Genomic DNA, 23,221 nt, shown 5'->3' with positions numbered 1-23,221 from the left:
TCCAACTACAACAGAAATGGTTGACAAACTAATCTCAGTTGCACTCGATTTAATAAATCCTCAACATTTAAGAAACTGGTTTGCCAGTTGCTGCTACTGTACCTCATAACAGCCGTAAATGCTGTAAGCCTGATGATGGGATGAGAACTTTTAGAGTCTCTGTGCTGTACGCGATTCATACCAGAGACATTCTTTAAAATTGCGATCGCTTGTCTAGCATCATCTTGTCACTTAAAAACAAGATTTATTCTGAAGTCTTTTTTAACACCTCCAGCACATAAACTTGCTTAAATGCTAATAATCCTTCATGCCGGGAATCAAAATCTCGACCTTGCGATCGCATATCTGCTTAATATAAGCGTACTCTGTAAAGAATTATTGTTTAACCAAAATGTTAATTTTTCTTACGCATTTGTCCGCATTTGTCCTTTGAGCAACGCCTAACGGCATAAAGCCACGAATCACCCTCCGGCCTATCCTGCAAATGCTTAAGCTGCGTTTGAGCAACGCCTAACGGCATAAAGCCACGAATCACAGCAAAGTTGAAAACCCTTAACTGAGGAAGTTTCATTTACAATCTTACAAGTACTTTCCAGATCGAGAAACCAAAAACATACAACTTACCAAAGTTTCCCTTACTTTCAGCCCCTCAAACCCAGTGTCGATAAGCTTTCCCAAAAATGGCAAGCACCTTTTTTCTTGTCTCAATTACCATATCCCTTACCATGTAAACCTTCCCGCCATTCTTTGATCCTAAACTTCCTTTCCCATAAGAGATACTTGTCAAATTGGAGATTGAATCATCGTCCACGCCAAATCAGGAGGTGGTGAGCTTGGCATTTCCTCAATCCGATACCTCAAAAATCGGGTATTTCTTGACCCCACATGGTCAACCCAATAGGGTAAGGTTAACCTGCCTCGATTATCTCTAATCGCCCATTGTCTCACCCCCTCTAGATAATCTTCCGAGACAAGTTTGAGCGTTTTAATCAACTGGTCACTTTCTCCCAAAAATAAACAACCAAACCGTCTTACTAGCTCAGGATGGTCAAACGCTAACTGTATCCTCTCCCTTAAACTTGGTTGTATCTTTTCCTCGTCAGAACGAACCCAAATTAAACACTTCAGATTAGACAAAATTTCTTGATAACAGGGAATAACATTCTCTGGATGGCTAAAATCAGCATTCTTAAACCGTCTCATTTGACGTAAAATTTGTGACTTTTTGGGGCTAGATAACATTGCGATCGCCAATTCTACCCCACAGTGGCGATAGACATTCGTTTCCCCTACCAAAGATAATAACATCCCATACACTGTCGCTGGAGGAGGGACAGGATAGGTTTTTCCCATTTCCCTTGCATGGGACTCCCGAAAAGTCGTAAATGGAACATCCAAATAGAGAATTAATGGTGCAATCATTTTGATTCTTCTAAGCCCAAATCTCTTTTAATGACTGTTTGCAAAGCTGCAATCAGTTCATTTCGATTACGATAAATATGCGCCTTCTTAAAAGGGGAATTATCAAAATTATCTAATTGCTGTAACTCCTTAACGATTGTTCCCCCAATCCACAATTTACTAGGGTCAATCTGTCCGCATTCTACTTCATCTATAAACTCTTTTGTAAGTTTTGCTTCCTTACTCTTAGGATCGCAATATTCAAAGCAATAGGAAATATAGGAAGCAAAATGATTTGTCCATTGAAATACCAAACTATCTGGACAGAAAGGATAATTAAAAATATTACTACTCCCTCCTACCTTGGGCAGGTTCATAATCCCATCTATCAGAGGTAAAATCCGCGAAAAATCTTTGAGATGAGTGGCATTAATTCCAAAATAATATTGATATCGAGTTGCATGATATTCTGTAAAATGAAGCGATGTGCTATCCTTTTCTCTGCCACTTTTTGCCCCTAACTTGACTGCACCATCATAAGGCGTTAGCGAAACAGCCATATTTATCCCTAAAGCACCCATTCTCTGATTACGAGCGCTGGCTTTTGTTTGTTTGCTTTTTCTCTTTGTTGTTGAAGTCTCCTCCTCTGTCTCAGCAGACTCTAACAAAGCAAACCCAAAAATATCATCATCATAAAATTGTTCTGGATCGAAATCTTCACTTGTTAACCGATTAATATTTTCGTCCTCATCCCAAACTCGATTAACTAAAAAACCTTGCTTTTGAAGATAAAAACGTAACGCCCAACGAATTGCACTTGAACCTACAAAAGAATGAATTTTCCCATTCCAATAGCCTTTTTGCAGAATAGTCTTATTTCCTCGTCTAATGTCATGATTTAAGGACGCTAAACCATAACGAGTGAGGACTGTTCCGTAAAGATAATAATTTTGTATATTATTGTCATTCTTCTTCTGACTCATAATTCACTTCTTCTACTTTTTGATTGTTTGGGAATGAACTATCATCCATATTTGTGGGTTTATCTTTGGGTTTATAACTGGCGATCGCTAACAATGACCAAATTCTTATTTCTTGCCAAGGTGATTTTTTAATTAGTAGTGCAATTTCTTCCTGATGCTCATTAAAATACTTATTTAATCCCCCTCTTACTAAAAAGTCAGACAAATATTCCTTAAACGACAATTCATCATAACAATAGTTTAGCTCTGCCCTTAATCGTTCAACTTTCTTCTTAATTGGAGGATCTTTACCTTCCTCTGTTTTGGCATAAATTTTAGCAAAGTTGCCCTTCATAGCTTGCTGAAATACCTTAATAAAAATAAGATATTGCTTGTCTTCTTCACTATTCTCTGCCATGATGATGATTCCTTCTCGATTGGAAAATAACTGGTTAAATAGATATTGTTTTGAATCCTCTATCACCAATTTTTCCCAAAAATTAGACCACCAATAGATTCCTTTCACCAAATTATCAGCAAGCAGGGAGCGAATCAGATTGACCTTAATAAAAATTTGCTTATATTTAATTATCTGGTAATTAGTTTTAAAGTATTTTTGCACTTGTTGATAAGTGATTAAAATATTCTTATCAATTTTAATTTCTTCTATACTCATTAATGTCCTTTGACGAGAAGCTTGATTTATTTTTTCATATAACCAAACTTGACAAGCTTGATAGTAGCCGCCTTCAGTGTGAATATCGTCTAAGCTATAATAAAGTAATCCTGCTTCACCAAGGGTACTAACATGAAGCTGTTTAATTTCTAATTGCTGTAATCGCCATCTTCTTTGAGAAGCATCTTCAAAATCCTTGATTTCTGGAATCACCACTAGGTAGCGATGGGGTTTCTTTTCCTTCAAGTCTTCTGATGGAATATGAAGTAAGCAATAATGACAAACTACTGGTACAAATAATAATGCTAAAGCGTATTCAGGTTTCTCTTCTAGTTTTGTAGCATTCTGCGTTCGAGCATGGCGAACAATTCCCCCTAAATACAACCAACTGGTTATTTGAATGTAATCATGTCTGAGTTGCTGGGTATCTGCCTCGCATAACTTCTCTGCAAAAGTTTGATGTGCGTACCAAGTTAGGGATTTATATTGATACTCGACTTTTTTTTCTTCAGCCTTTAGTTCAGTATTAACTATCTCTCCCGCTTGATAAAATTGATTATGACGCAGAAAAACAGCGCACATTCCCTCATGAATATGTATTTTCTGACTTAAATCTATTGCATTATTGTCTAATCCTGCTAAATGAATTAAACCTGTATTATCTAGTTGAAAAGACTCCTTAATTAACCAAGATAGGGCGACGACATCACTTCCTTGCCAGAATAATTCAATAGTATCAGTAGTCAAAAACCATGATATTTTTCCTGCCCGTTGATGAGATGAGGGATATTGCTTTTCTAATCGCTTTAAAGTCATGTAAAGTCCCGTTATTCCGACGCGGTGCATTATTGTCGTATCCGCAGCATGGAGAGATAGGGAAATTTTGGGTTGGGTAGCAACCATAATCAGGTTTCCTCTTCTTCCTTGCTGCGAGTCGCTGGAACAAATATTCCACACATCATCTTTCGTTTCCCGCCAATTCCCTGTTCTTGCAGGATTAAGGAATCTTCTGAGTTGAGTTCGCTGATTTTTATGCCAAATCCTCTAACTTTAAACTGTTTCCCTTCTTTATTGATGGTTAATTGTCTTCGTTGAGGTGTTCCATCTTGTCGGGTAAGAAGTTCAATTTTTCCTTGTATTCCTAAATTATCTAGTTGCCGTTGAACAGCTTCAATAAAGCTAGTAGAGTCTTGAAACCCTTTAATTACCACTAATCTGGAATAGGCACTTTCTGAAGAAATTAAAGGTTGGTAGTCGGGAATATCTAGTTGATAAAAATTTTGACCTATATGAAAAGCTTGACCCGCTAAATAAGGATAAATTAAAGGAATTTGTTGATGGTAAATCCGAATTTTTAGACGAGATTGAGCAGTGAGTTCAAGCAAATTGTTTCTGGTCGGTATTCCAGCAATCGGATGAATCCCAATATTGTTTAGTTCATGTAGTGGGGGACAAATACGGGATAAGGCAGCATAGGTAAGATAACCGTTGTCAAGAGGAATCGGTGCGCCTCTCAGCTTAAACGTTAAATCTACATATTCCTCGCTTTGAATTAATATGGCTGCCATAGATAGAAATTTTGAGATGTCAAAGTTTGTTTAATACATCAACATACTCTTGTGCAAAATTGTCCTCATTGTCATCGCCGACTACTTTGGTTAAAGTGGCAATCCAGTTTAGGCTATTGTTCGCAATATTCTCACTGGTCAGGAGGAGCTTCTAATACTCCAGTAGTTGCTCAAAACAGATGGATAGCCAAAAGTTCCTATTCTATACCACCATCAACTGCTTCTGCTCCATTATAAAAAAATTCGGTGCTTTTCTGCTTTCTATGCTTGATTGGACTCACGGCAAGCTTATCCTTCCAATTTGGACTAGCGGCAAAGTTATGGTTCCAAACTGTCAATTTCATCCAAAATTAGGTGACACAAAAATGAGGGTTATAATCTTGTTGGCGGCAAACTTATGGTTCCAGTAGCGGCAAACTTATGGGTAAAGTCACAGTACAACAAAACCAAATTGGTTCATAGTGTATTCCCATCTCAGCAAGTGGGAACATTTGAGCTAGCCTGTATCTAACTCTACCACAGATGCGTAGGCATACCCCGTCGTAGGCATCGCTTCTAATTCTTGGTAACTAGAGAGAGGGTTAAAATAAATCCTATATTAAGTTTGCTGGAACATCAATTTTTTGTGGGATGAGAGTAAAGTGAGCTTTAAGGAGTATTTATGTCACAGTTGGAGCAAGCACTGCCAGACACCTTTGTAACCAAAAGCTTAGAAACTCTCCCCAATATTTTCGACCAGGTTGAGGCTCTAGCTAAAGACTTTGCCACCCGTGCAGGCGCACACGATAAAGAGGGTTCCTTTCCTTTCGAGAATTTTACAGCTTTGTCTGAGGCAAAATTACTCAGCCTCACCATTCCCCGTGAATTAGGTGGTGAGGGTTTAGGGCTATCAACTATCTGCCAAGTCATTGAAGGGATAGCACGTGGCGATGCTTCAACTGCGCTAGTACTGACGATGCACTATCTCCAACATGCCAATGCAGCCCGTAGCCGTCGCTGGCATCCAGAAGTATATAAAAGGTTGTGTCGTGAATCCATTGAAGGTATTGCCCTAATCAATGCCGCCCGTGTTGAACCAGAGTTAGGAACCCCAGCTAGAGGCGGATTACCTGCCACAATTGCCGAACGGACAACAGAGGGTTGGCGTTTAACAGGCCACAAGCAATACACTACGGGTAGTCCCATCCTCAGTTACTTTGTGGTTTGGGCGCGGACAACTGAAGATGAACCACAAGTTGGCAATTTTTTGGTTCCGCGCGATTTGCCCGGTTTGCAAATTGTCGAAACCTGGGATCACTTGGGGATGAGAGCTACAGGCAGCCACGATCTGATTTTGGAGAATGTATTAATTCCCTTAGAGTACGCCCTGAATATCAGTCCCATATCTGCTGCACCATCACTCGATCCATTGATTTCCACTTGGGGCAGTTTGACAGTGAGCGCTTTATATCTCGGTGTGGCTACCAGTGCGCGAGACTGGCTGGTTAAATATCTTTGGGAGCGATCGCCTTCTAATCTCAAAGAACCGCTAGCAACTCTGCCACGCTTCCAAACTGCCGTAGGTGAAATAGAAGCACTACTATTTGCTAACAATAGATTAATTTATAGTTTGGCTCAAGATATTGATCGCAGCGAGTACGATCCTAACGTAGGATTACAGGCACAAGCTGTTAAATACCTTACTACAACTAACTCGATTCGTGCTGTGGAGATTGCCTTGGAACTAACTGGTAATCCTGGTATGTTAAAAAGAAATCCTTTAGAGCGACACTACCGTGACGTTCTGTGCAGCCGCATCCATACACCACAAAACGATGTTATTTGTCAGTCATTAGGGAAGTCAGCACTGAAAGTCAAGTAATGGAGGAGTGGGGCAACAATTCTCATAATGAGAATTGCTGTAGAGTTTGAGCCATACCAGATCATTTCAACTTTTTCTTCAAGGACAAGTGGAAAGAATTGATGGTCGAACCTATCGGTTAAATTAAGCCTTGGTGTAATTGAAAATATTGTAGAGTATAGGATTGCCCTAAGTATTGTCCTACGTAACTCACCCTATGACTACCGCACCCTTAAGCTGGGAAGAACTAGAAGCCCTTACGGACTATCAAATAGATACCGTTAATGGTCTCACCAATGCTAAAGCCCGGTTGCGCTTGTTTGGGAAGCCAGAATCTGATGTGCGGGTAACGCTGTACCGCGATAACCATGCCTGGTGTCCTTACTGTCAAAAAGTTTGGTTATGGTTGGAGGAAAAACAGATCCCCTACCGCATCGAAAAAGTGACAATGTTTTGCTATGGGGAGAAAGAAAGTTGGTATAAACGTAAGGTACCGTCAGGAATGCTCCCTGCAATCGAGCTAGATGGACGGATTATTAAGGAAAGCGATGACATTTTGATCGCTTTGGAAAAGGTTTTTGCTCCATTGAGCCAAGGGATGGAAGACCCTACGGTGCTGCCTCTACGTCAATTAGAACGACTTTTATTTAGAGCCTGGTGCGTTTGGCTGTGTTCTAAAGCCGGTTCCTCTCAACAAGAACAACGCAACCGAGAACAATTTATCGCAGTGGTGGCTATGGTCGAGGAGGCTCTGGGTCGCACCCCAAGTCCTTACTTTCTAGATAGCTTTGGCATCGTCGATGTCATTTTTACGCCATATCTCGAACGGATGAATGCGAGCCTTTACTACTACAAGGGTTACTCCCTGCGATCGCAAAACCCCCGCTTGAGCGCATGGTTTGCGGCAATGGAAAGCCGACCGACCTACTGCGGTACCCAGAGCGACTTTCACACCCACGCACATGATTTGCCGCCCCAGATGGGAGGCTGTTGGGAAAACGGCGAAACCCAGATGCTTCTCAACAAAGCGCGGGTGGATAATGGCCCCTGGTTTGGCCTACCAGATGTTGCTTACCCAGAACCCGAAAACTCCCGCATGGAAGCTCTTAAGCGAACCATCGAGCATCGCATCAATATTATCCGAGTCAACCCCCTAGATGATAAATTGTTTGATCAAGCGCTACGTTGTGCTTTAACACACATGATGACAGGTGAAGACTGTGTACCTCCATCAGGTTCTGATGTCGCTCTCCGATATTTGCGCGATCGCATTAATGTACCGCGAGATATGTCCATCTATGCGGCCAAGCGATTGAGAGAATCCCTGGAAAAAACCGCAGCCCTTGCGGGTGATGGGCAGCCAGACCCCATTCCCACTAAGCATCGACGAGATCAAGACCCGTCTAACTTTGTCATCAAGTAGGATTCAGGCACCCATCCTGGCGGATCGCGTTCCTCTCTCAAAAATGAGCCAATGGTAACTTGTTAAAATTTTGATTGCGCCAACTTTTTCACCTCTGAATATTGGGTGATGTTTTTAAGAAGACTGCAACGCTTTTAGCTGTGCCCGTAACTGGGCAATTTCAGCCGCCATATCCATGACCATTGCTGCGCCTACGAGATTTAGTCCCAAATCCTGACGCAAGCGTTGGATCTGAGCAATTCGCGCAATTTCTCGTGAGTGCAGCATTGAGCCTTTCGGTTCGATCAATCCGAGTTGCACAAATCGCTCAATTACAATCGTTGAAGTTTGGGTAACAGAGGCTGCATACTCAAATGTATAAAGGCGATCGCCTTCATGGGAAACAACTGTACTGGAGAGGCTAAACTCGCTCATAACCTTAATCCTTCTAATGCAGTACGTGGGTTAAAGCTGCTATTCGCCTGAATCTTTTCATAGCAATCCTGCTCAATTTCGCTTAACTCTTTCGGAGAGACGATTTGAAGTTTCACAATTAGGTCAGTTCGCCCGCCTTTTGGTTGCGTCCAGCCTTTTCCTCGCAGCCGCAGCGATTGACCGGAACGCACGCCTTTCGGAACGCTCAATGTGACGCTACCCTCTGGTGTTGGTACTTGAATTTGAGCGCCTAAGACCGCTTCATCTGGACGAATGGGAACTTGTACGATATTCTCCGGAGGCGGAGCGTCTCTGGCTCCGCGCCAATACTGTAAAGCCACCAGTACTTGATCTTCTCTACTCAGTTTTGGGCTACCGGAAGTTTTCTTGAGTTTGATGTACTGACGCATCACGCCTACCATTTCATCAAAATATTGAAACCGTATTTAGTAGTATCACTTGTGTTTTCCCAAAATCAATACATGCAGTCACTTGTAAAGGGTTTTTACTTAAGCTACAAGCATTTATTTTTTCTTTTACTCTTCAACAAGCTTTTATTTAATTAAGTAATTTATATAACAGCCAAATCATTTAAGTACTTGAATGCCATTGTTGCACGTGTAGGCGTAGCCCGCCGGAGGCATCGCATCAATTGAGTGGTAACAACCACAGATCAGTTGATAACCCGCAACTTGGGTTATTACCAATCTAATAGAAAGTTTGAGAATATTACCTAAGCATGTTGCTATTATTGGAGGAGATTATACTGCTCTAAAAACTGCACAACTATAGCAAAACTTTATAGCTAAAGCAGCGATGAAAACTCTCAGTGATATGAAGCAAGAAACAGACGTGCCAGTTGTAATTACAGATCAACAAGGGTTTGTCACTTATGTAAACGATCGCTTTACGTCTGTTTTTGGCTGGAGCATGGCTGAAATTAATGGTCAAATTATTACAGTAGTAATTCCAGAAGGTTTTCATGCCCCGCACCATCTTGGTTTTTCCCGCTTTCTTTCAACAGAAAATTCTACTATTCTCAATCACCCCCTGCGTCTAGTTGGCATCACCAAAGATGGTCTAGAAATTGAAGCCGAGCATTTGATTATGGCAGAGAAACATCAGGGAGAATGGGTATTTATGGCCATGTTGCGTCCTCTTTAAAATAAATGAGAAGATAGTTCGCCAAAAAAAATCATAAATTGACCTTTTTTTTCTTAAAAATAGTAAATTTTAATTAATCTTTGGGTACAAGTCCCCAATAGTTACAATTTTTAATTCTTAATTTTTGATTTTTAATTCCCCGGAGGTGAGTTTGCTGATGAGCATACATTTGACTAGTTTGGTCAACCAATTACGGGCAATTTTGGGCAAGATGGAGGTGGCGCTGGGGACGATCGCTGATGCTATTGTCTGGACTGGTAGTGATGGCAAAATACAATGGTGCAATACTGCTTTTGACAAACTGGTTAACCGACCACATATTCTCGTTCTTAATTCCAAGCTGAGTGACTTGTTATTTTTAAGCCTAGCTGGTGAAGAAGTTGCACCAGAGTCTTATCCAAATATGAGGGTGTTAGGGGGAGAGTATGAAATCACAGAAGAATATGAATGTCGTGACGGCAAACATCGCTCCTTAATTTTAGAAATATCAGGTAACTGCGTCGAACTTGCAGGAGGTGACAGGTCATCTATACTAGTAATTCGAGATGTCACTCAAACAAAACATTGGGAAACGGAAGGCTACTTAGCACAACAAAAACAAGCAGAAACTCTATCTCTTTTGCAAGCGACACTTGAATCTACAGCTGATGGAATTATAGTTGTAAATCAAGACTTTAATGTAGCAGTCTTTAATCAAAAGTTTATTCAGATGTGGTCAATACCAGAATCGTTGTTGCAACCTTCTCAGAGCAATGAACGATTCAAGTTTATGTCTGAACAAACGCGAGATCCCGAAGCTTTTACTGCCAGAGTCAAGGAACTATTTTATAACTCCCCAGAACAGGAAGCTTTTGATTTGGTAGAGATGAAAGATGGACGTGTTTTTGAGCGTTACTCTCAACCTCAATGGCAAAACGATAAAATTATTGGACGTGTTTGGAGTTTTCGGGATATTACTGCACGTCAGCAGGTAGAGAAGGCCTTGAGCGAAAGCGAGATTAAGTTCCGCCGCATTGTGGAAAATTCTAATGATATTATTTCTCTGATTGACTTAGAAGGACGAATCTCCTATATTTCGCCCAATTTAGCCAAGCTTACAGGCTATGAAACAACTGAGTTAGAAGGTATAGCATTTACAGATTTTCTTCATCCTGATGACTTACCAAGTTGTTTAGATGCAGTCAACAGGGTAGTAACAACAGGGGAGAGGGTAGAAGTTGAGTATAGAGCTAGACTCAAGGATGGTAGTTGGCAATGGCAAGCCACAAACTTAGCTACAACTGATGATATCGATGGTAACTTGGTACTGATCAGCGTTGCGCGTGTGATTACAGAGCGGAAGCAGGCTGAACAAGCTTTGCTCAAGAGTGAGCAAAAGTTTCGCAACCTGTTTGAGAACTCTCAATTTGGCATCCTTCGCAGCCGAATTGATGATGGACTGATTTTAGATGCCAATCAACGCCTTGCGGAGCTATTAGGCTACAGTTCTGTAGCAGACTTAATTGGTGGCACAAAATTTACCACAGATTTTTATGCAAACCCAAGCGATCGCCAGCGTATAATAACCGAACTGCGTGAAAAAGGTTCACTCAACAACTTTGAGCTACAGTTTTATCAATGCAACGGTAAGGCTCACTGGGGCTTATTTTCCTTACGTTTGAATCTGGAAGATAATTGTCTTGAAGCCGTGGTTGCTGACATTAACGATCGCAAGCAAGTAGAGGCAGATTTACACCGCAGTAATGCCATACTCAAAGCCCAACAAGAAGCTTCAATTGATGGAATTTTAGTCGTTGATGAAAATAATCGAGTTGTATCTTATAATCAGCGTTTTTGTCAGTTATGGCAAATTCCAGAAAGATTTGTCAGTGGTAACAATCGGCGATTACTAGAATTAGCACTCGAAAAACTGGAACAGCCACAGGAGTTTCTGGCAAAAGTTGAGTATCTCTACGCCCATCCAGACCAAATCAGCCGGGATGAAATTCGCCTGAAAGATGGAAGAACTCTAGACCGATATTCGGCATCTGTGCGATCGCCAACAAAAGATTACTACGGTAGAATTTGGTACTTCCGCGATATTACGGCGCGCAAACAGTCAGAAGAAGCTCTACGTCGCAGCGAACAGAAATATCGCAACATTTTTGAAAACTTTCAAGTGGGGATTGCTCGGATTCGCTTAGAAGATGGGCTGTTTCTGGAAGCTAACCAACGCCAAGCCGAAATTTTGGGTTATAGTTGCGCCACCGATCTAATTGGCAAGCAATTCACGACGGAGTTTTACGCGAATCCAAACGATCGCCAACTGCTGTTGGCAGAAATGGCACAGCAGGGTGAGGTACGTAACTTTGAGTTGCAACTATGCCGTCGGGATAAATCTCTTGGTTGGGGATTAATATCGTTGAGACGGAATGCTGAGGATGGTTGTATAGATGCCGTCATTACCGATATTAGCGATCGCAAACTTGTAGAAGAATCTTTGCGACAATCAGAAGCCAGATTTCGCGCTCTTTACGAATCAACCAGTATTGCTGTCATGTTACAGGAAAACGGAATTCCTCTTGATTGTAACCGGGCAGCAGAAGAACTATTCGGCTATTCTCGACAAGAGTTTTTACAGAAGCATCCCAGTGAATTTTCACCACCATTTCAACCAAACGGTCAAACTTCTGCTAGTTTAGCGCGCGAACAAATTGCGATCGCCTACGACCAAGGCAGACATCGTTTTGAATGGGTTCACCGTCGCGCCGATGGTACAGATTTTCCGGCTGAGGTGTGGTTAACTATATTTAAGTTGGGTGAGCGCACACTTATTCAGGGGTTGGTGCAAGACTTAACCGAACGTAAGCAAGTTGAAGCCACACTTTGGCATCGCGCTCAGGTAGACAGACTGCTAAACAGCATTTCTCGCCAGTTTATCGACCAGGATGCAGATACCGCAATCAATTTTACCCTGCAAGCGATCGCCGAATTTATGGGGGCTGAATGCAGTTGTATCTTTGAATATTACGAGCCACAACAGCAATTTCACATCGCTCATGAGTGGTACGATCCTAGCAACAGACTATTATTAAACAGCGCTACTTCATCTGAACCGTTGCCTTGGTTTTACAACCAAATTCTCAACGGTAATCCTATCCAAGGTTTACAAGCATCTCGAATTACAGATATTTCACCAGAGGCGAACGCCGAGAGAGAAATAATTAAATCTGTAGTGGCTGTACCGATGATTTACGCCGGCAGAGTCGTTGGACTACTGGAATTAGATGCTGTTAACAAATCTAAAACTTGGAGCCAAGAGGAAATCAACTTACTGCAACTGGTGAGCGAACTCATAGCCATTGGGCGATCGCGGCACAAAGCAGAGGAGGCACTACGAATTGCCAAAGAAACCGCCGAAACTGCCAACCGTTCAAAAAGCGCCTTCTTAGCTAACATGAGCCATGAACTGCGAACGCCACTCAATGCCATTTTGGGTTTCGCCCAGCTAATGGAACGAGACACCACCCTCAACAAACGTCAGCGAGACTCTTTAGCAACTATCAATCGTAGTGGAGAACACCTGCTCAACTTAATTAATGATGTGCTGGAAATGTCCAAAATCGAAGCTGGACGGATTGTTCTTAACCCGACATCCTTTGATTTGCATAGGTTATTGCAAGAGATGCAACAGATGTTCCAGATACGAGCCAAGGACAAAAAGTTATCACTCTCATTTGAACTTGCTCCGAATTTACACCAATATATCCTCACAGACGAAAGTAAACTCCGACAAGTGCTGATCAACCTATTGGGAAATGCGATCAAATTTACCAATACTGGGGGAGTAACGTTGCGCGTAGAAGTAGGAGAAGATAATCCTGAAAATTCTTTGAGGAATCCTCAATCGCTGATTACCTTTGAAATTGAAGATACAGGATTGGGAATTCCTACCGAGGAATTAGATAATTTATTTCAGCCTTTCGTTCAGACTGCAAGTGCTAGACAAGTAAGAGAAGGCACAGGATTAGGATTAACAATCAGCCGTCAATTTGTGCAGTTAATGGGTGGCGATATCCACGTTCATAGTCTGGTAGGTCGTGGCTCAACTTTCTACTTCGATATCAAAATTGAATTAGCAAATTCATTAGATATTGCACCACCAACCCTTAAACGTCGAGTAATTGCTTTGGTATCAGGCCAACCTGTATACAGAATTCTGGTAGTTGATGACCGCGAAGACAATTGCCATTTATTAACGCAGTTATTTAATAGTATTGGTTTTGAAACTCAGGCAGCAGCTAACGGTCAAGAAGCGATCGCTCTTTGGCAAAGTTGGGAACCTCACCTAATTTTCATGGATATGCGAATGCCCGTGATGGATGGGTATGAAGCCACTAAACAAATCAGAGCTACTTTAAAAGGTCAAGCTACTGTGATTATTGCTCTAACTGCTAGTGCTTTTGACGAGGAACGATTTGTGGTTTTATCAGCAGGCTGCAACGATTTTGTGCGTAAGCCGTTCCGAGAGGAAGTAATTTTAAATATAATATCTAAATATTTAGGGGTGCGTTATGTGTATGAACAAGAACCACTTCAAAAAGACCAACTTGCAGAAAATTCTAACCTTAAACTTCTATCAGTAGAAGAGATTCTAGCTCAGATGCCCACTGAGTGGGTGACACAGCTACACCAAGCGGCACTGTGTACTGATGAAAAGCTGATTTTCAGCTTGCTTGAGCAAATTCCTGAAGAATCTACTCTTTTGGCAAACACTCTGTCTGATTGGGTTAATAATTTTCGGATTGATAAAGTTATTGATTTAACCCAACTGTAATAAATGATTTATGAAGTGAATTTTCAGAGGTGGACGATTTAAGATAAGCTGTACCGTGACGATATAAATAAGTTTTTAAATATCTATACTTTGCTCATGTTATTTATATAAAGTCATGGTAATAGCTGCTTGTTTTTGATAATTGTTAATACTTACTTTTATAAATCGTTTCTAATAAATATGAATAACCATCAAATTCAGCTAGCAAAAGCAAATATTCTTGTTGTGGATGATACGCCCGATAATCTGCGACTTTTATCTGCCATGCTAACTCAGTTAGGGTATGAAATTCGCAGAGTCATTAACGGGCCAACAGCTTTGAAAACAGCACAAGCTGCGCCACCGGATTTAATTTTACTTGACATCATGATGCCAGAAATGAATGGCTATGAAGTCTGTCAACATTTGAAAGCCTCGGAAATAACCCGCGACATTCCAGTGATTTTTATTAGCGCTTTGGATGAAGTATTTGATAAAGTTAAAGCTTTTGCAGTCGGGGGAGTAGATTATATTACTAAACCTTTTAGTGAAGAAGAGGTTTTTGCCCGTGTAGAAAATAACTTGACTATCCGAAGGCTACAAAAACAACTGACTGAGCAAAATTTACTTTTGCAACAGGAAATTAGCGTTAGCGAAGCTGCCCGAAGGGGTCGCCAAAAAGCAGAATCAGCACTGCGGTTAAGCCAATTTTATTTAGACAGATTTAGAGAGCCAATTTTTTTTGTTAACTCAAATGCCCAGTTGATTTATGTAAATGAAGCGGCGTGCCAGATTTTAGGCTATTCTCGCGAAAAATTGCTGACCATGACCGTTCACGATATCGATCCAAATTTTCCCGCAGAAACTTGGCACTCACAATGGCAAGAACTTAGACAAAAAGATTCTTCAAGTTTTGAATCTATTCACCAAACTGAAGATGGTCGTAATCTAGATGTGAAAATAACTTTTAGTTATCTAGAGTTCAAAGATCAGGAATATTTATGTACTAGTGCCTACTATCCCAACACTTACTAATCTCGACTTTATCCAAAATTAAGAACTTGGTTCTCCTTATAGAGCAAAAGCCCTAGCTTTTTGGCAAATTTTTTTCCATATCACTGATTCAAGCTGAAATTGAAAAAGTAAAACTACTGTTCTACAAAGGTTTTAGCGTCAGCTTGAGTGTTACCAAAAAATGGATAAAGTCGAGCTAATATTGTGTTCGGTTTATAGTTTATCGAAACAGAATTCAGGAGTCAGGAACGGCTCCGCTCCTGACTCCTGAATTCTTCTTCAAGTGACTTGTAAAGAAGCAGTCACGGCAAGAAATTCTTGGATCATTTTTTGGATTAGCTCCCCTGCTGGGAGAGCTTCAGCTAATGCTGCTCCTTGTCCTGCCCACATACTGACAAAATCTGGACTTGATTGTTGAGCAGAAGCTTGACGTAAAACTCGTCCTATAGACATCTGAGCCGGGAATGGCAGTACCTTGTCCTTGTGATTCTCCATTTCACGTATAAATCGATTTCGGATTGCTCTGGCGGGTCTGCCGGAAAATACCTCAGTAATAACTGTGTCCTCGTCCTTACAGTTGAGTACTGCCTGCTTATAGACTTCCGGGATATTGTTCTCAGGACAGGGAAGAAAGGCGGTTCCCATTTGTACCCCGCTTGCCCCAAGTGCAAATGCAGCAACGATTCCACGAGCATCCATAATTCCGCCTGCCGCAACCACTGGAACCGACACCGCATCAGCTATTTGCGGTACTAAGGCTGCTGTTCCAATCAATCCATGTTCATAAGGCACAGCAAAAGTACCGCGATGACCTCCGGCTTCAAAGCCCTGGGCTACGATCGCATCGACTCCTGCTTCGACCAGAGCTTTTGCTTCACTAGTTGTCGTCGCGGTAGCTAAGACAATTGAGCCTATGCTGTGTATCTCACGAATTGCCTCAATTGGTGCAGGCCCAAAGTGGAAACTAAATACAGGTATTTTCTCTTCCAGCAAGACAGTAAATTGTTCTAGGAATGGCCCTAATATTGATATTGGTTCGGGAACAGGCCCCACGTCAAGTTCGTTGTGCCATATTGTTAATAGCTCGGACATGGGGAAATGCTGCTCAGGTGCAAGTTCATACGCTTCAACTGCTGGTGCAAACAAATTAACTGCAAAGGGTTGGTCTGTCATCTCTCGGATTTGCCTGATAATCTGGCGAAGTTTGGCTGGTGCGGTGGCCGCACCGCCATAGGAGCCAAGACCTCCTGCATTAGAAACGGCTGCAACCAACTCAGGTGTGGAAGCGCCGGCCATCGGGGCCTGAATTATTGGGTGTGCGATCTTGAGCAAATCTATCAGTTTTGTCTTAGGCCACATAAATATCTCCCACACTTGGTAATACAAGCAATATATTTTCAGGAAAGGCGATCGCCTGTTACGTAAATGTGATTAGCACTCGCTCTTTGGGAAAAAACTTTTTAGTTTACTAGTAATTGCTTTGAGGTAACAGGGCAGTGCTTTTTATATTGAAAAGTCACTATCCCCAATCCTAAAACAACTATCAATGCCCAACAAAATGCCCCTAGAAAAAATAATCTTTGGAATCTAGCTGCTTTTTGCTCTTGAACTAATCTAGCTTTAACTTCTTTAGTTCGTTCTGCTTCTAACCATGTCTCAACTTCTCGCCGATCGCATTCTTGGCTAGCTGCTAAAAACTGATAATCTAGATCGCTCAAGCTTTTGCCTTGTGACCAAGCTAGAGCTTCAAGCAAAGCTGTTCCACGCAATAGTCGTGAATTGTCACAATGTTCTGAGGCTATCCAAGCATTCAATGCTTGGGAGTAGGGCCGTAGTTTTGCTAATTGTTTTTCTACCCAAGTTTGGTTAAAAACCTCTTCATAAATGCGGTTTTTTACTATGAGTTGCCCTTGCTGCTTAGTTACTAACCCCGACAAAAGCAGTTCTATTTGTTCTTCTCCATCATCACTAGCTATCTGAATACCTTGCAAAATTTGCTGGTACATTCCCAGTAAACCTCCAGCACGCTGCTCATTTCTCAGCAAGCGATCGCGGATTGTTTTCAAATGTTCTGGATCATCCTTTGCTTCCCATTTTTCTATAATATGGGTTTGCACGAGTTTTTCTAAAACTAACAAGGGAAATTGGTAATAAAAATTTATCAGATGTTGATTAATAATTGGTAAATGGTCATCCAATTTATAACGCTCGTCAACTTCTATACTTCTTTGCTCTTCAACATTTTTGCTTCCAGAGTTTCTTTCTTGCACTACTATTTGACAGAGCTTTTGAGTTAAAAAAGGTTGACCATTTGTCCAAGCCAAAATGTCTTTGATAACTGCCATCGGATTAGCAACTTTACCTTCTAACCCTGCTACTAATGGCTGAACCTCCGATAAATTAAAGCCGTGCAGTTCAATAGATTTACCGATATTAAATGGGGTGCAGTTGCGATCTGTAATCAAATTCGAAGGGGTTGCTACTCCGAATAGTGCCCAAGTTAGGCGATTATATTCTGGGTTTTCTGCTCGCTGATTGTAGCATGAGCGAATTAGGGTAAAGAAATCAACTACCGGGAAATTTAAACCTAAAACACTATCAATTTCATCAATAAAAATAAATATCTTTTCAGCTTTTATTTCAACTAACAAAATATCTTCGACAAACTGACTCAATCGCTGTAACGCAGGCAAATCTTCTCGCTCCGACCACCAGGTTTTTAAATTAACTTTGCCAAAGATATTAAAGCTCCTTAATAAGTCAACTACTATGCCCTTATACCACTGAGCAGGAGTAATATTGCCGTTGCCGATACGAGTCATATCGATAGAAGCACAACTGTAGCCGGCTCGTTCTAATCGGTGTCTTGTTTGTAACCGCAAGCTAGATTTACCCATCTGTCGGGAACTAAATACATAACAAAATTCACCTTGGATGAGAGCATTATAAAGTTCAATATCAGCCTGTCGTTCTACATAGCTAGGAGCATCGACTTTAAGACTACCGCCAATTTGATATTCGTATTTATTCATTACATTTAGCCTAAATGCTCTTGGAAATAGAGCCGATACAACTCACAGCTAGATATTGCTTGATTTCCTTCAAGTTTTACTAAACCCATACTTTCTAATTTGTAGGCAGCGATCGCTTCTAATTGCACGCTTGTTGGAGAGGTAACTACCCGTTTGAGTGCTGTTGCTAGTTCGGGATGTTCTTGAAGATTGGCTAGATGCTGCCGTAAATAGTTGCTATAGATGCCGGCAATTGTGGGAGCCTCATTTAGTAGTTGCTCTAGAGTTACTTCTTCATGTCCCAGGTTATAAAGAGCCAGACGAGCTAGATAGGGATGTCCACCAATCATCACTAACAGAGGAGCCAGATTTTCCAATCCTTTCTCACCTTTAGCCCAATCGAGTCCATGACGCACTGCCAAATCCTGCATCTGCTCTAAACTAAATTCTGGTAATTTAATCGGTAGTCCTACGTTGAAAGGGGATTGATTAATATCTAACGGAATATAAGCTTCAGTGGCATGAACTACTATTAGTCGAAGTTTTCGCCAGATTTCTAATTCGGAAGCATCTTCATACCAAGAACGCAATAGCGGCAGAAAATCCCTAGAGATTTCTGGATACTCGAAAATTCGATTCACTTCATCCAAAGCTAAAACTACCGGAGCATCGATTTTCTCCAGCACATACTCTTGTAAATACAATGTGCAGCTAACTTTGCTGCCAATATCCTCATCCCAATAATCATCCAGTCTGATCTCTAAGTTCAACTGCCGACTGACGTTAGCACAAAACCAGCGTAAGAATTTTTCCAAGCTGGTGAAAACTTGACTATCTGCTCTCTGGAAACCGATCTGTACAGTGTGTACCCCAGTCTGTTTAGCGTGAGTAAGAATTCTGTGCATTAGGGATGTTTTTCCCATTTTGCTGGGGGCTTTGATTCTGATTAAGCTTCCAGGTTTATTGATTTCTGTATATGTGCGTTCTTCAATTGGCGGACGCTCTATGTAAAAAAAGGAATTGAGCGGCACTGAACCACCAGGAATTTCTAAAAAGTCGGAATTTAGGACTGGGGTTTTTTTCTCCTCTTGCTTTTCTATTACCAAAGAAGATGCTAATATCACATTTTTCTCTGTGCTTGTTTGCTGAGACTGTCTCAAGACTGCTGGCATTTGTAGTTTTTCTGGCAAAATGCTGCTTTGCGAGCGCCGTCTCAATACTGAGCGAAAATTACTTTTTGTCACTTCCTCCCCAAAAGCTTGTGAAAGTAACTTCCATAACTTAGAACCAACATCTTTTATATAATTGGCATCATAACCACAGCTTTCAGCGATATCTGGATAAGTTTTTCCTTCCCAAGCTTGACGAAATATTATTTCCTGAACATCACTTAAACTATGTTCAAGGAATGTATCTAGAATTACTAATGCTTCTTCTATATTCATTTGTAAAAAGAATAAAGTTGGTTTTAAATAAGACTTTAGCGGAATTATTCATAGTTTTTTCCTTATTCACTTAAATTTAAACAGTAGGCTTCAGAAACCTAACCCCCTACCAGTCAACAAGATGCTAGAGAAAGACCCTGGATTGTAACGCCCTATGACGCTATACCCACGACAAGCAAGCGCTTATCTCTAGTTATGAGGAAAAGGGACGAGGAGCTACGCCCCACTTTATAGCGATGCCTGCGGCGAGCTACGCCTACGCATCTTCACCTCAGCCAACAAATAATAACAACCAAAATCTGTATATGTACTAATATGCAAAGGGAGCTATTTCTCCTAATTAAGTAGAATTATTGCCAAATTTCACCATGATGAATAACTGGTTTGATACAGCTCGATTGGGGATGTTTATTCATTGGGGACATAGTTCTCAACAAGGATGTGAGTTATCTTGGCCGTTAGTTGGGGGTGTATTCAGCCTTCCTTTTTGCAAAGATATTCCAGTTGAGAGATATCACTACACAGCTAATACTTTCAATCCACAACAATACAATCCCCAAGAATGGGCACATTTAGCAAAAAGTCTCGGAATGAAATATGCCATATTAACAGCCAAGCATCATAATGGTTTTGCTCTATTTCATACCCAAGAATCAGACTTTTCAATTGCATCTGCACCTTACAAAAAAGATATTGTACGTGAATATATCGAAGCGATGCGCTCTGTCGGATTGCGTATTGGTCTTTATTTTTCGCTTAGTGACTGGCATCATCCAGACTATCCAGCTTTTACAGAAGCAGATAAACCTTATCGCTTTGACCAGCTACCTCAACCTACAGCGCAACAGTGGGAGCGATATATCCAATTTATGTTCAATCAGATCCGAGAATTATTGACCAACTATGGTCAAATTGACATCATCTGGTTTGACGGAAGTTGGGAACGCACTCCAGAGCAATGGCAGGCTCAAAATTTAGCAAAAATGATTCGTGATTTACAACCGAATATTCTCATCAACGATCGTCTTCCAAATTGTGGAGACTTTGAAACTCCTGAACAGTTTATTCCTCCTCATCCACCCGATCATCCTTGGGAAACTTGTCTGACTATTAATGAAAGTTGGGGATATAATTCAGACGATCATTGCTTCAAGTCATCTCGTCAGCTAATTCATACCCTTTGCGAAGTAGCAGGCAAAGGAGGCAATCTTTTGCTCAATGTTAGCCCAATGGGTAATGGACAAATCCCTCCTGAGCAGTTAGAGCGTCTCAAAGATATAGCAGATTGGATGGAGAGCCACAGTGAAAGTATACTTGATACAACCCCAGGGTTAGAACCGTGGCAATTTTATGGCCCCTCAACTCGTAAAGGCGACCGCATTTATCTACACCTATTAATGAAACCTTACGAAACAATATCAGTTAGGGGTATACCAATCAAACGGGTAAAATCGGTATTTGTTCTTGCTGATAGCACAGCACTAACCTACACAAGCCGCTGTGCAATTATAGATTCTATTCTTAATCCCAATCCATTAGGAGAATTAACAATTGATGTACCTGAATCAGTAATTAATCCATACGTTACAGTGATTTGTATTGATATTGATTCTTGAGTAATTAATGTTTTTAAGTAACAGTACAAGGTTAAGGATTTTGTTCAGCGCAGAGATTTTAAGCTTTCAGTCTTCTGAACTAAGAAATCAGTGAAGATACTCATAATTGTGCGCTGACGCAATTTCACATTAGCATCAATGGACATCCCGGATTGCAATGGAATTTGACGCTGATTAGTCAGTAATTTCTGCCCATGTAGGCGGACTTTTGCGGAAAAACGCCAGAAATTATAAACTTGGTCTGGAGGTAAAGCATCAGAGCCAATCTCAATTAGTTCGCCTTTGATGTCACCATACTCTTGGAAGGGAAAGGAATCAATTCTCACATCCACTTGTTGCCCTTCTCTGACAAAACCGATGTCGCGGTTAGTGATGTATACGTTAGCAACCAAGTTATCACTAGGAACAAGTTTTAGGAGCGGTTCACTAGAATTAATTACAAATCCTGCTGTTTTAGCTTTAAGTTCAAAAACAGTACCATCTACAGGTGCAGTAATTTTCTGATATTTAAGAGTTTGTTGTGCCTGGATTAACTTACTCTCAATCTCACCGATCTGACCATTAATTTCATACAGTCGTTTCTGATTATCTACAATTACTTTGGTTAATTGGCTGTCAATTTCGGCAATTTTTTTGTCATTATCTGTAATTTTGGCTAATAAGTCTTCTTGAGAGACAGCGGCAGTATTGCGAAGTTTTTCATTTGATTGTGCGATCGCTAATTGTAATCGCTGCTGTTCTCGATTCAATCGGATTACTTCTGCTTGTTTGGTGCTGACATCCTGTTGCTGTTTCAAGTATTGTATCTGGGAGATTGCCCCCTGCTGCGCTAGAGGTTCAAACTTGTGGAGAATTTGTTGATTAATTGTCAGCAACTCTTTAGCGCTAGTTAACTGTGCCTGAGTCTGAAAAAATTGCTGTTGTGTCTGTCCCGTTTCTAAATTAGCTGTGGCTAAACGCGATTCTAATTCTATTTGGCGATTTTGCAAGCGTAACTGTTGCTCTCTTGTGAGAGGACTTTCAGCAGTCGCACCGTTTAATTGTGTCCGGTACAACTGGTTTTCGGCAATAATCGCTGCTCGGCTTTTGGTCAAGAAGGCTAATTCGGGTTTAATTTTCAACAGAGCAGTTTGCTGTACTACTTGTTGTAGTGATATGCTCCCTTGAAGCTGATGGCGATAGAAGTCATTTTCTTGTTCTAGCGCCTGTTTGGCAAGCAACTGAGCCGTCCGACTTTGCTTTAATGAAGTTAACTCAGCCTCAGAAGTAGTTTTTTCTAGAGTAATGAGTGTTTCACCTTTTTTGACTCGCTGACCATCTTTAACTAGAATTTCGTTGACAACACCATGAACCGGAGCCTGAATTTCTTTGACTGCACCCTGTGGTTCTAACTTGCCAGTAGCATGAATTGATTCATCAATTTGGAAGACTGAGGCCCAAATTACTGTGAAGGTGCTAACTCCGATAATAGTCCAAGCGATCGCTCGTGACCAAGTAGGAGTTTGTTGTAAAAGTACTGGTTGATCGAATTTATGCTGAATATTCATAATAAATGGGGGAATGGGGCATTGGGCATTGGGGAGTGTTGAGAGACGCGATGAATCGCGTCTGTACAAGAGTTAGAAGTGCTAAGGTTAAAATTCCGAGTTTAAAAGCTCAACGTTTAAGCAAAAAGGTGCAACTTCCGAGTTCAAAGGCTCAACGTTCAAGCAAAAAGGTGCAACTTCCGAGTTCAAAGGCTTAACGTTCAAGTAAAAAGGCTCAACTTCCGAGTTCAAAGGCTCAACGTTCAAGTAAAAAGGTGCAACTTCCGAGTTCAAAGGCTCAACGTTCAAGCAAAAAGGTGCAACTTCCGAGTTCAAAGGCTGAAGTATCGAGTTTTAAGCTTGAAG

General features: G+C 41.1%; 16 protein-coding genes and 1 pseudogene. 6 read left to right on the top strand and 11 right to left on the bottom strand.

Features of this window, described 5'->3' with window-relative positions:
* Window positions 1-783: 783 nt before the first annotated feature.
* Genes cas5 through cas6 form a run of 4 tightly spaced genes read right to left on the bottom strand, consistent with a single transcriptional unit; the run spans window position 784 to window position 4,607 of the window.
* On the bottom strand, window positions 784-1,422 hold the full coding sequence (gene cas5, locus IQ274_RS29110; protein WP_194144298.1) for a type I-MYXAN CRISPR-associated protein Cas5/Cmx5/DevS: 639 nt from the start codon (window positions 1,420-1,422) through the stop codon (window positions 784-786).
* Window positions 1,419-2,384, bottom strand: coding sequence for a CRISPR-associated protein (locus IQ274_RS29105; RefSeq protein ID WP_194144297.1), 966 nt, complete (start codon window positions 2,382-2,384; stop codon window positions 1,419-1,421). The genes cas5 and IQ274_RS29105 overlap by 4 nt, the downstream gene beginning before the upstream one ends.
* A complete protein-coding gene (gene cas8a1 / locus IQ274_RS29100) occupies window positions 2,365-3,942 on the bottom strand; it encodes a type I-MYXAN CRISPR-associated Cas8a1/Cmx1 (protein WP_194144296.1) in 1,578 nt (525 codons plus the stop codon). Before cas8a1 ends, IQ274_RS29105 begins: the two co-directional genes overlap by 20 nt.
* Window positions 3,943-3,944: 2 nt before the next feature.
* Window positions 3,945-4,607: a type I-MYXAN CRISPR-associated protein Cas6/Cmx6 gene (cas6, locus tag IQ274_RS29095; protein WP_194144295.1), complete on the bottom strand. Its 663-nt coding sequence runs from the start codon at window positions 4,605-4,607 to the stop codon at window positions 3,945-3,947.
* Between the two features lie 661 nt (window positions 4,608-5,268).
* Here cas6 and IQ274_RS29090 point away from each other — a divergent pair.
* Window positions 5,269-6,468, top strand: coding sequence for an acyl-CoA dehydrogenase family protein (locus tag IQ274_RS29090; RefSeq protein WP_163934140.1), 1,200 nt, complete (start codon window positions 5,269-5,271; stop codon window positions 6,466-6,468).
* A gap of 196 nt (window positions 6,469-6,664) precedes the next feature.
* Window positions 6,665-7,870, top strand: coding sequence for a glutathione S-transferase family protein (locus IQ274_RS29085; RefSeq protein WP_163934143.1), 1,206 nt, complete (start codon window positions 6,665-6,667; stop codon window positions 7,868-7,870).
* Between the two features lie 114 nt (window positions 7,871-7,984).
* Here IQ274_RS29085 and IQ274_RS29080 read toward each other — a convergent pair whose 3' ends face one another.
* Both IQ274_RS29080 and IQ274_RS29075 read right to left on the bottom strand, forming a co-directional pair.
* Window positions 7,985-8,284 carry a chaperone modulator CbpM gene (locus IQ274_RS29080; RefSeq protein ID WP_194144294.1) on the bottom strand — a complete coding sequence of 100 codons (300 nt, stop codon included), beginning with the start codon at window positions 8,282-8,284 and terminating at the stop codon, window positions 7,985-7,987.
* Window positions 8,281-8,568 (bottom strand): annotated as a pseudogene (locus tag IQ274_RS29075) (DnaJ C-terminal domain-containing protein); the annotation flags it as partial. The gene IQ274_RS29080 and the pseudogene IQ274_RS29075, both read right to left, overlap by 4 nt.
* A 532-nt stretch (window positions 8,569-9,100) precedes the next feature.
* On the opposite strand from IQ274_RS29075, the gene IQ274_RS29070 reads away from it, so the two are divergent.
* The 3 genes from IQ274_RS29070 (at window position 9,101) to IQ274_RS29060 (ending at window position 15,278) form a co-directional block, all read left to right on the top strand.
* Window positions 9,101-9,448 (top strand): PAS domain S-box protein, encoded by a 348-nt coding sequence (locus IQ274_RS29070; protein ID WP_167306221.1) that lies wholly within the window; start codon window positions 9,101-9,103, stop codon window positions 9,446-9,448.
* A gap of 157 nt (window positions 9,449-9,605) precedes the next feature.
* A complete protein-coding gene (locus IQ274_RS29065; RefSeq protein WP_194144293.1) occupies window positions 9,606-14,264 on the top strand; it encodes a PAS domain S-box protein in 4,659 nt (1,552 codons plus the stop codon).
* A 180-nt stretch (window positions 14,265-14,444) separates the two neighbouring features.
* A complete protein-coding gene (locus IQ274_RS29060) occupies window positions 14,445-15,278 on the top strand; it encodes a response regulator (RefSeq protein WP_194144292.1) in 834 nt (277 codons plus the stop codon).
* 258 nt (window positions 15,279-15,536) lie between these two features.
* Here IQ274_RS29060 and IQ274_RS29055 read toward each other — a convergent pair whose 3' ends face one another.
* The 3 genes from IQ274_RS29055 to IQ274_RS29045 form a co-directional block, all read right to left on the bottom strand.
* Entirely contained in the window at window positions 15,537-16,616 is a 1,080-nt protein-coding gene (locus tag IQ274_RS29055) for an NAD(P)H-dependent flavin oxidoreductase (protein WP_163934084.1), read from the bottom strand.
* 101 nt (window positions 16,617-16,717) lie between these two features.
* Entirely contained in the window at window positions 16,718-18,289 is a 1,572-nt protein-coding gene (locus IQ274_RS29050) for an AAA-like domain-containing protein (RefSeq protein ID WP_163934081.1), read from the bottom strand.
* Window positions 18,290-18,294: 5 nt separating this feature from the next.
* Window positions 18,295-19,713, bottom strand: a complete 1,419-nt coding sequence (locus IQ274_RS29045) for an AAA-like domain-containing protein (protein ID WP_163934077.1) — start codon at window positions 19,711-19,713, stop codon at window positions 18,295-18,297.
* 368 nt (window positions 19,714-20,081) lie between these two features.
* Here IQ274_RS29045 and IQ274_RS29040 point away from each other — a divergent pair, with 368 nt between their 5' ends.
* Window positions 20,082-21,329 (top strand): alpha-L-fucosidase, encoded by a 1,248-nt coding sequence (locus tag IQ274_RS29040; protein ID WP_194144291.1) that lies wholly within the window; start codon window positions 20,082-20,084, stop codon window positions 21,327-21,329.
* 44 nt (window positions 21,330-21,373) lie between these two features.
* Here IQ274_RS29040 and IQ274_RS29035 read toward each other — a convergent pair whose 3' ends face one another.
* Entirely contained in the window at window positions 21,374-22,876 is a 1,503-nt protein-coding gene (locus tag IQ274_RS29035; protein WP_194144290.1) for an HlyD family efflux transporter periplasmic adaptor subunit, read from the bottom strand.
* A gap of 87 nt (window positions 22,877-22,963) precedes the next feature.
* Window positions 22,964-23,191 carry a hypothetical protein gene (locus IQ274_RS29030; RefSeq protein WP_194144289.1) on the bottom strand — a complete coding sequence of 76 codons (228 nt, stop codon included), beginning with the start codon at window positions 23,189-23,191 and terminating at the stop codon, window positions 22,964-22,966.
* Window positions 23,192-23,221: the final 30 nt, after the last annotated feature.

The sequence above is a fragment of the Nostoc sp. LEGE 12447 genome, assembly GCF_015206985.1.
GTDB lineage: Bacteria > Cyanobacteriota > Cyanobacteriia > Cyanobacteriales > Nostocaceae > Nostoc.
Note: the sequence above shows the minus strand (reverse complement) of the source record. Positions and strands in the feature narration are given on the sequence as shown.

Bases quoted from the DNA above. Each gene is read 5' to 3' on its own strand.
- cas5 (WP_194144298.1), bottom strand. From the start codon at position 1,422: ATGATTGCACCATTAATTCTCTATTTGGATGTTCCATTTACGACTTTT.
- IQ274_RS29105 (WP_194144297.1), bottom strand. From the start codon at position 2,384: ATGAGTCAGAAGAAGAATGACAATAATATACAAAATTATTATCTTTAC.
- cas8a1 (WP_194144296.1), bottom strand. From the start codon at position 3,942: ATGGTTGCTACCCAACCCAAAATTTCCCTATCTCTCCATGCTGCGGAT.
- cas6 (WP_194144295.1), bottom strand. From the start codon at position 4,607: ATGGCAGCCATATTAATTCAAAGCGAGGAATATGTAGATTTAACGTTT.
- IQ274_RS29090 (WP_163934140.1), top strand. From the start codon at position 5,269: ATGTCACAGTTGGAGCAAGCACTGCCAGACACCTTTGTAACCAAAAGC.
- IQ274_RS29085 (WP_163934143.1), top strand. From the start codon at position 6,665: ATGACTACCGCACCCTTAAGCTGGGAAGAACTAGAAGCCCTTACGGAC.
- IQ274_RS29080 (WP_194144294.1), bottom strand. From the start codon at position 8,284: ATGAGCGAGTTTAGCCTCTCCAGTACAGTTGTTTCCCATGAAGGCGAT.
- IQ274_RS29070 (WP_167306221.1), top strand. From the start codon at position 9,101: ATGAAAACTCTCAGTGATATGAAGCAAGAAACAGACGTGCCAGTTGTA.
- IQ274_RS29065 (WP_194144293.1), top strand. From the start codon at position 9,606: ATGAGCATACATTTGACTAGTTTGGTCAACCAATTACGGGCAATTTTG.
- IQ274_RS29060 (WP_194144292.1), top strand. From the start codon at position 14,445: ATGAATAACCATCAAATTCAGCTAGCAAAAGCAAATATTCTTGTTGTG.
- IQ274_RS29055 (WP_163934084.1), bottom strand. From the start codon at position 16,616: ATGTGGCCTAAGACAAAACTGATAGATTTGCTCAAGATCGCACACCCA.
- IQ274_RS29050 (WP_163934081.1), bottom strand. From the start codon at position 18,289: ATGAATAAATACGAATATCAAATTGGCGGTAGTCTTAAAGTCGATGCT.
- IQ274_RS29045 (WP_163934077.1), bottom strand. From the start codon at position 19,713: ATGAATATAGAAGAAGCATTAGTAATTCTAGATACATTCCTTGAACAT.
- IQ274_RS29040 (WP_194144291.1), top strand. From the start codon at position 20,082: ATGATGAATAACTGGTTTGATACAGCTCGATTGGGGATGTTTATTCAT.
- IQ274_RS29035 (WP_194144290.1), bottom strand. From the start codon at position 22,876: ATGAATATTCAGCATAAATTCGATCAACCAGTACTTTTACAACAAACT.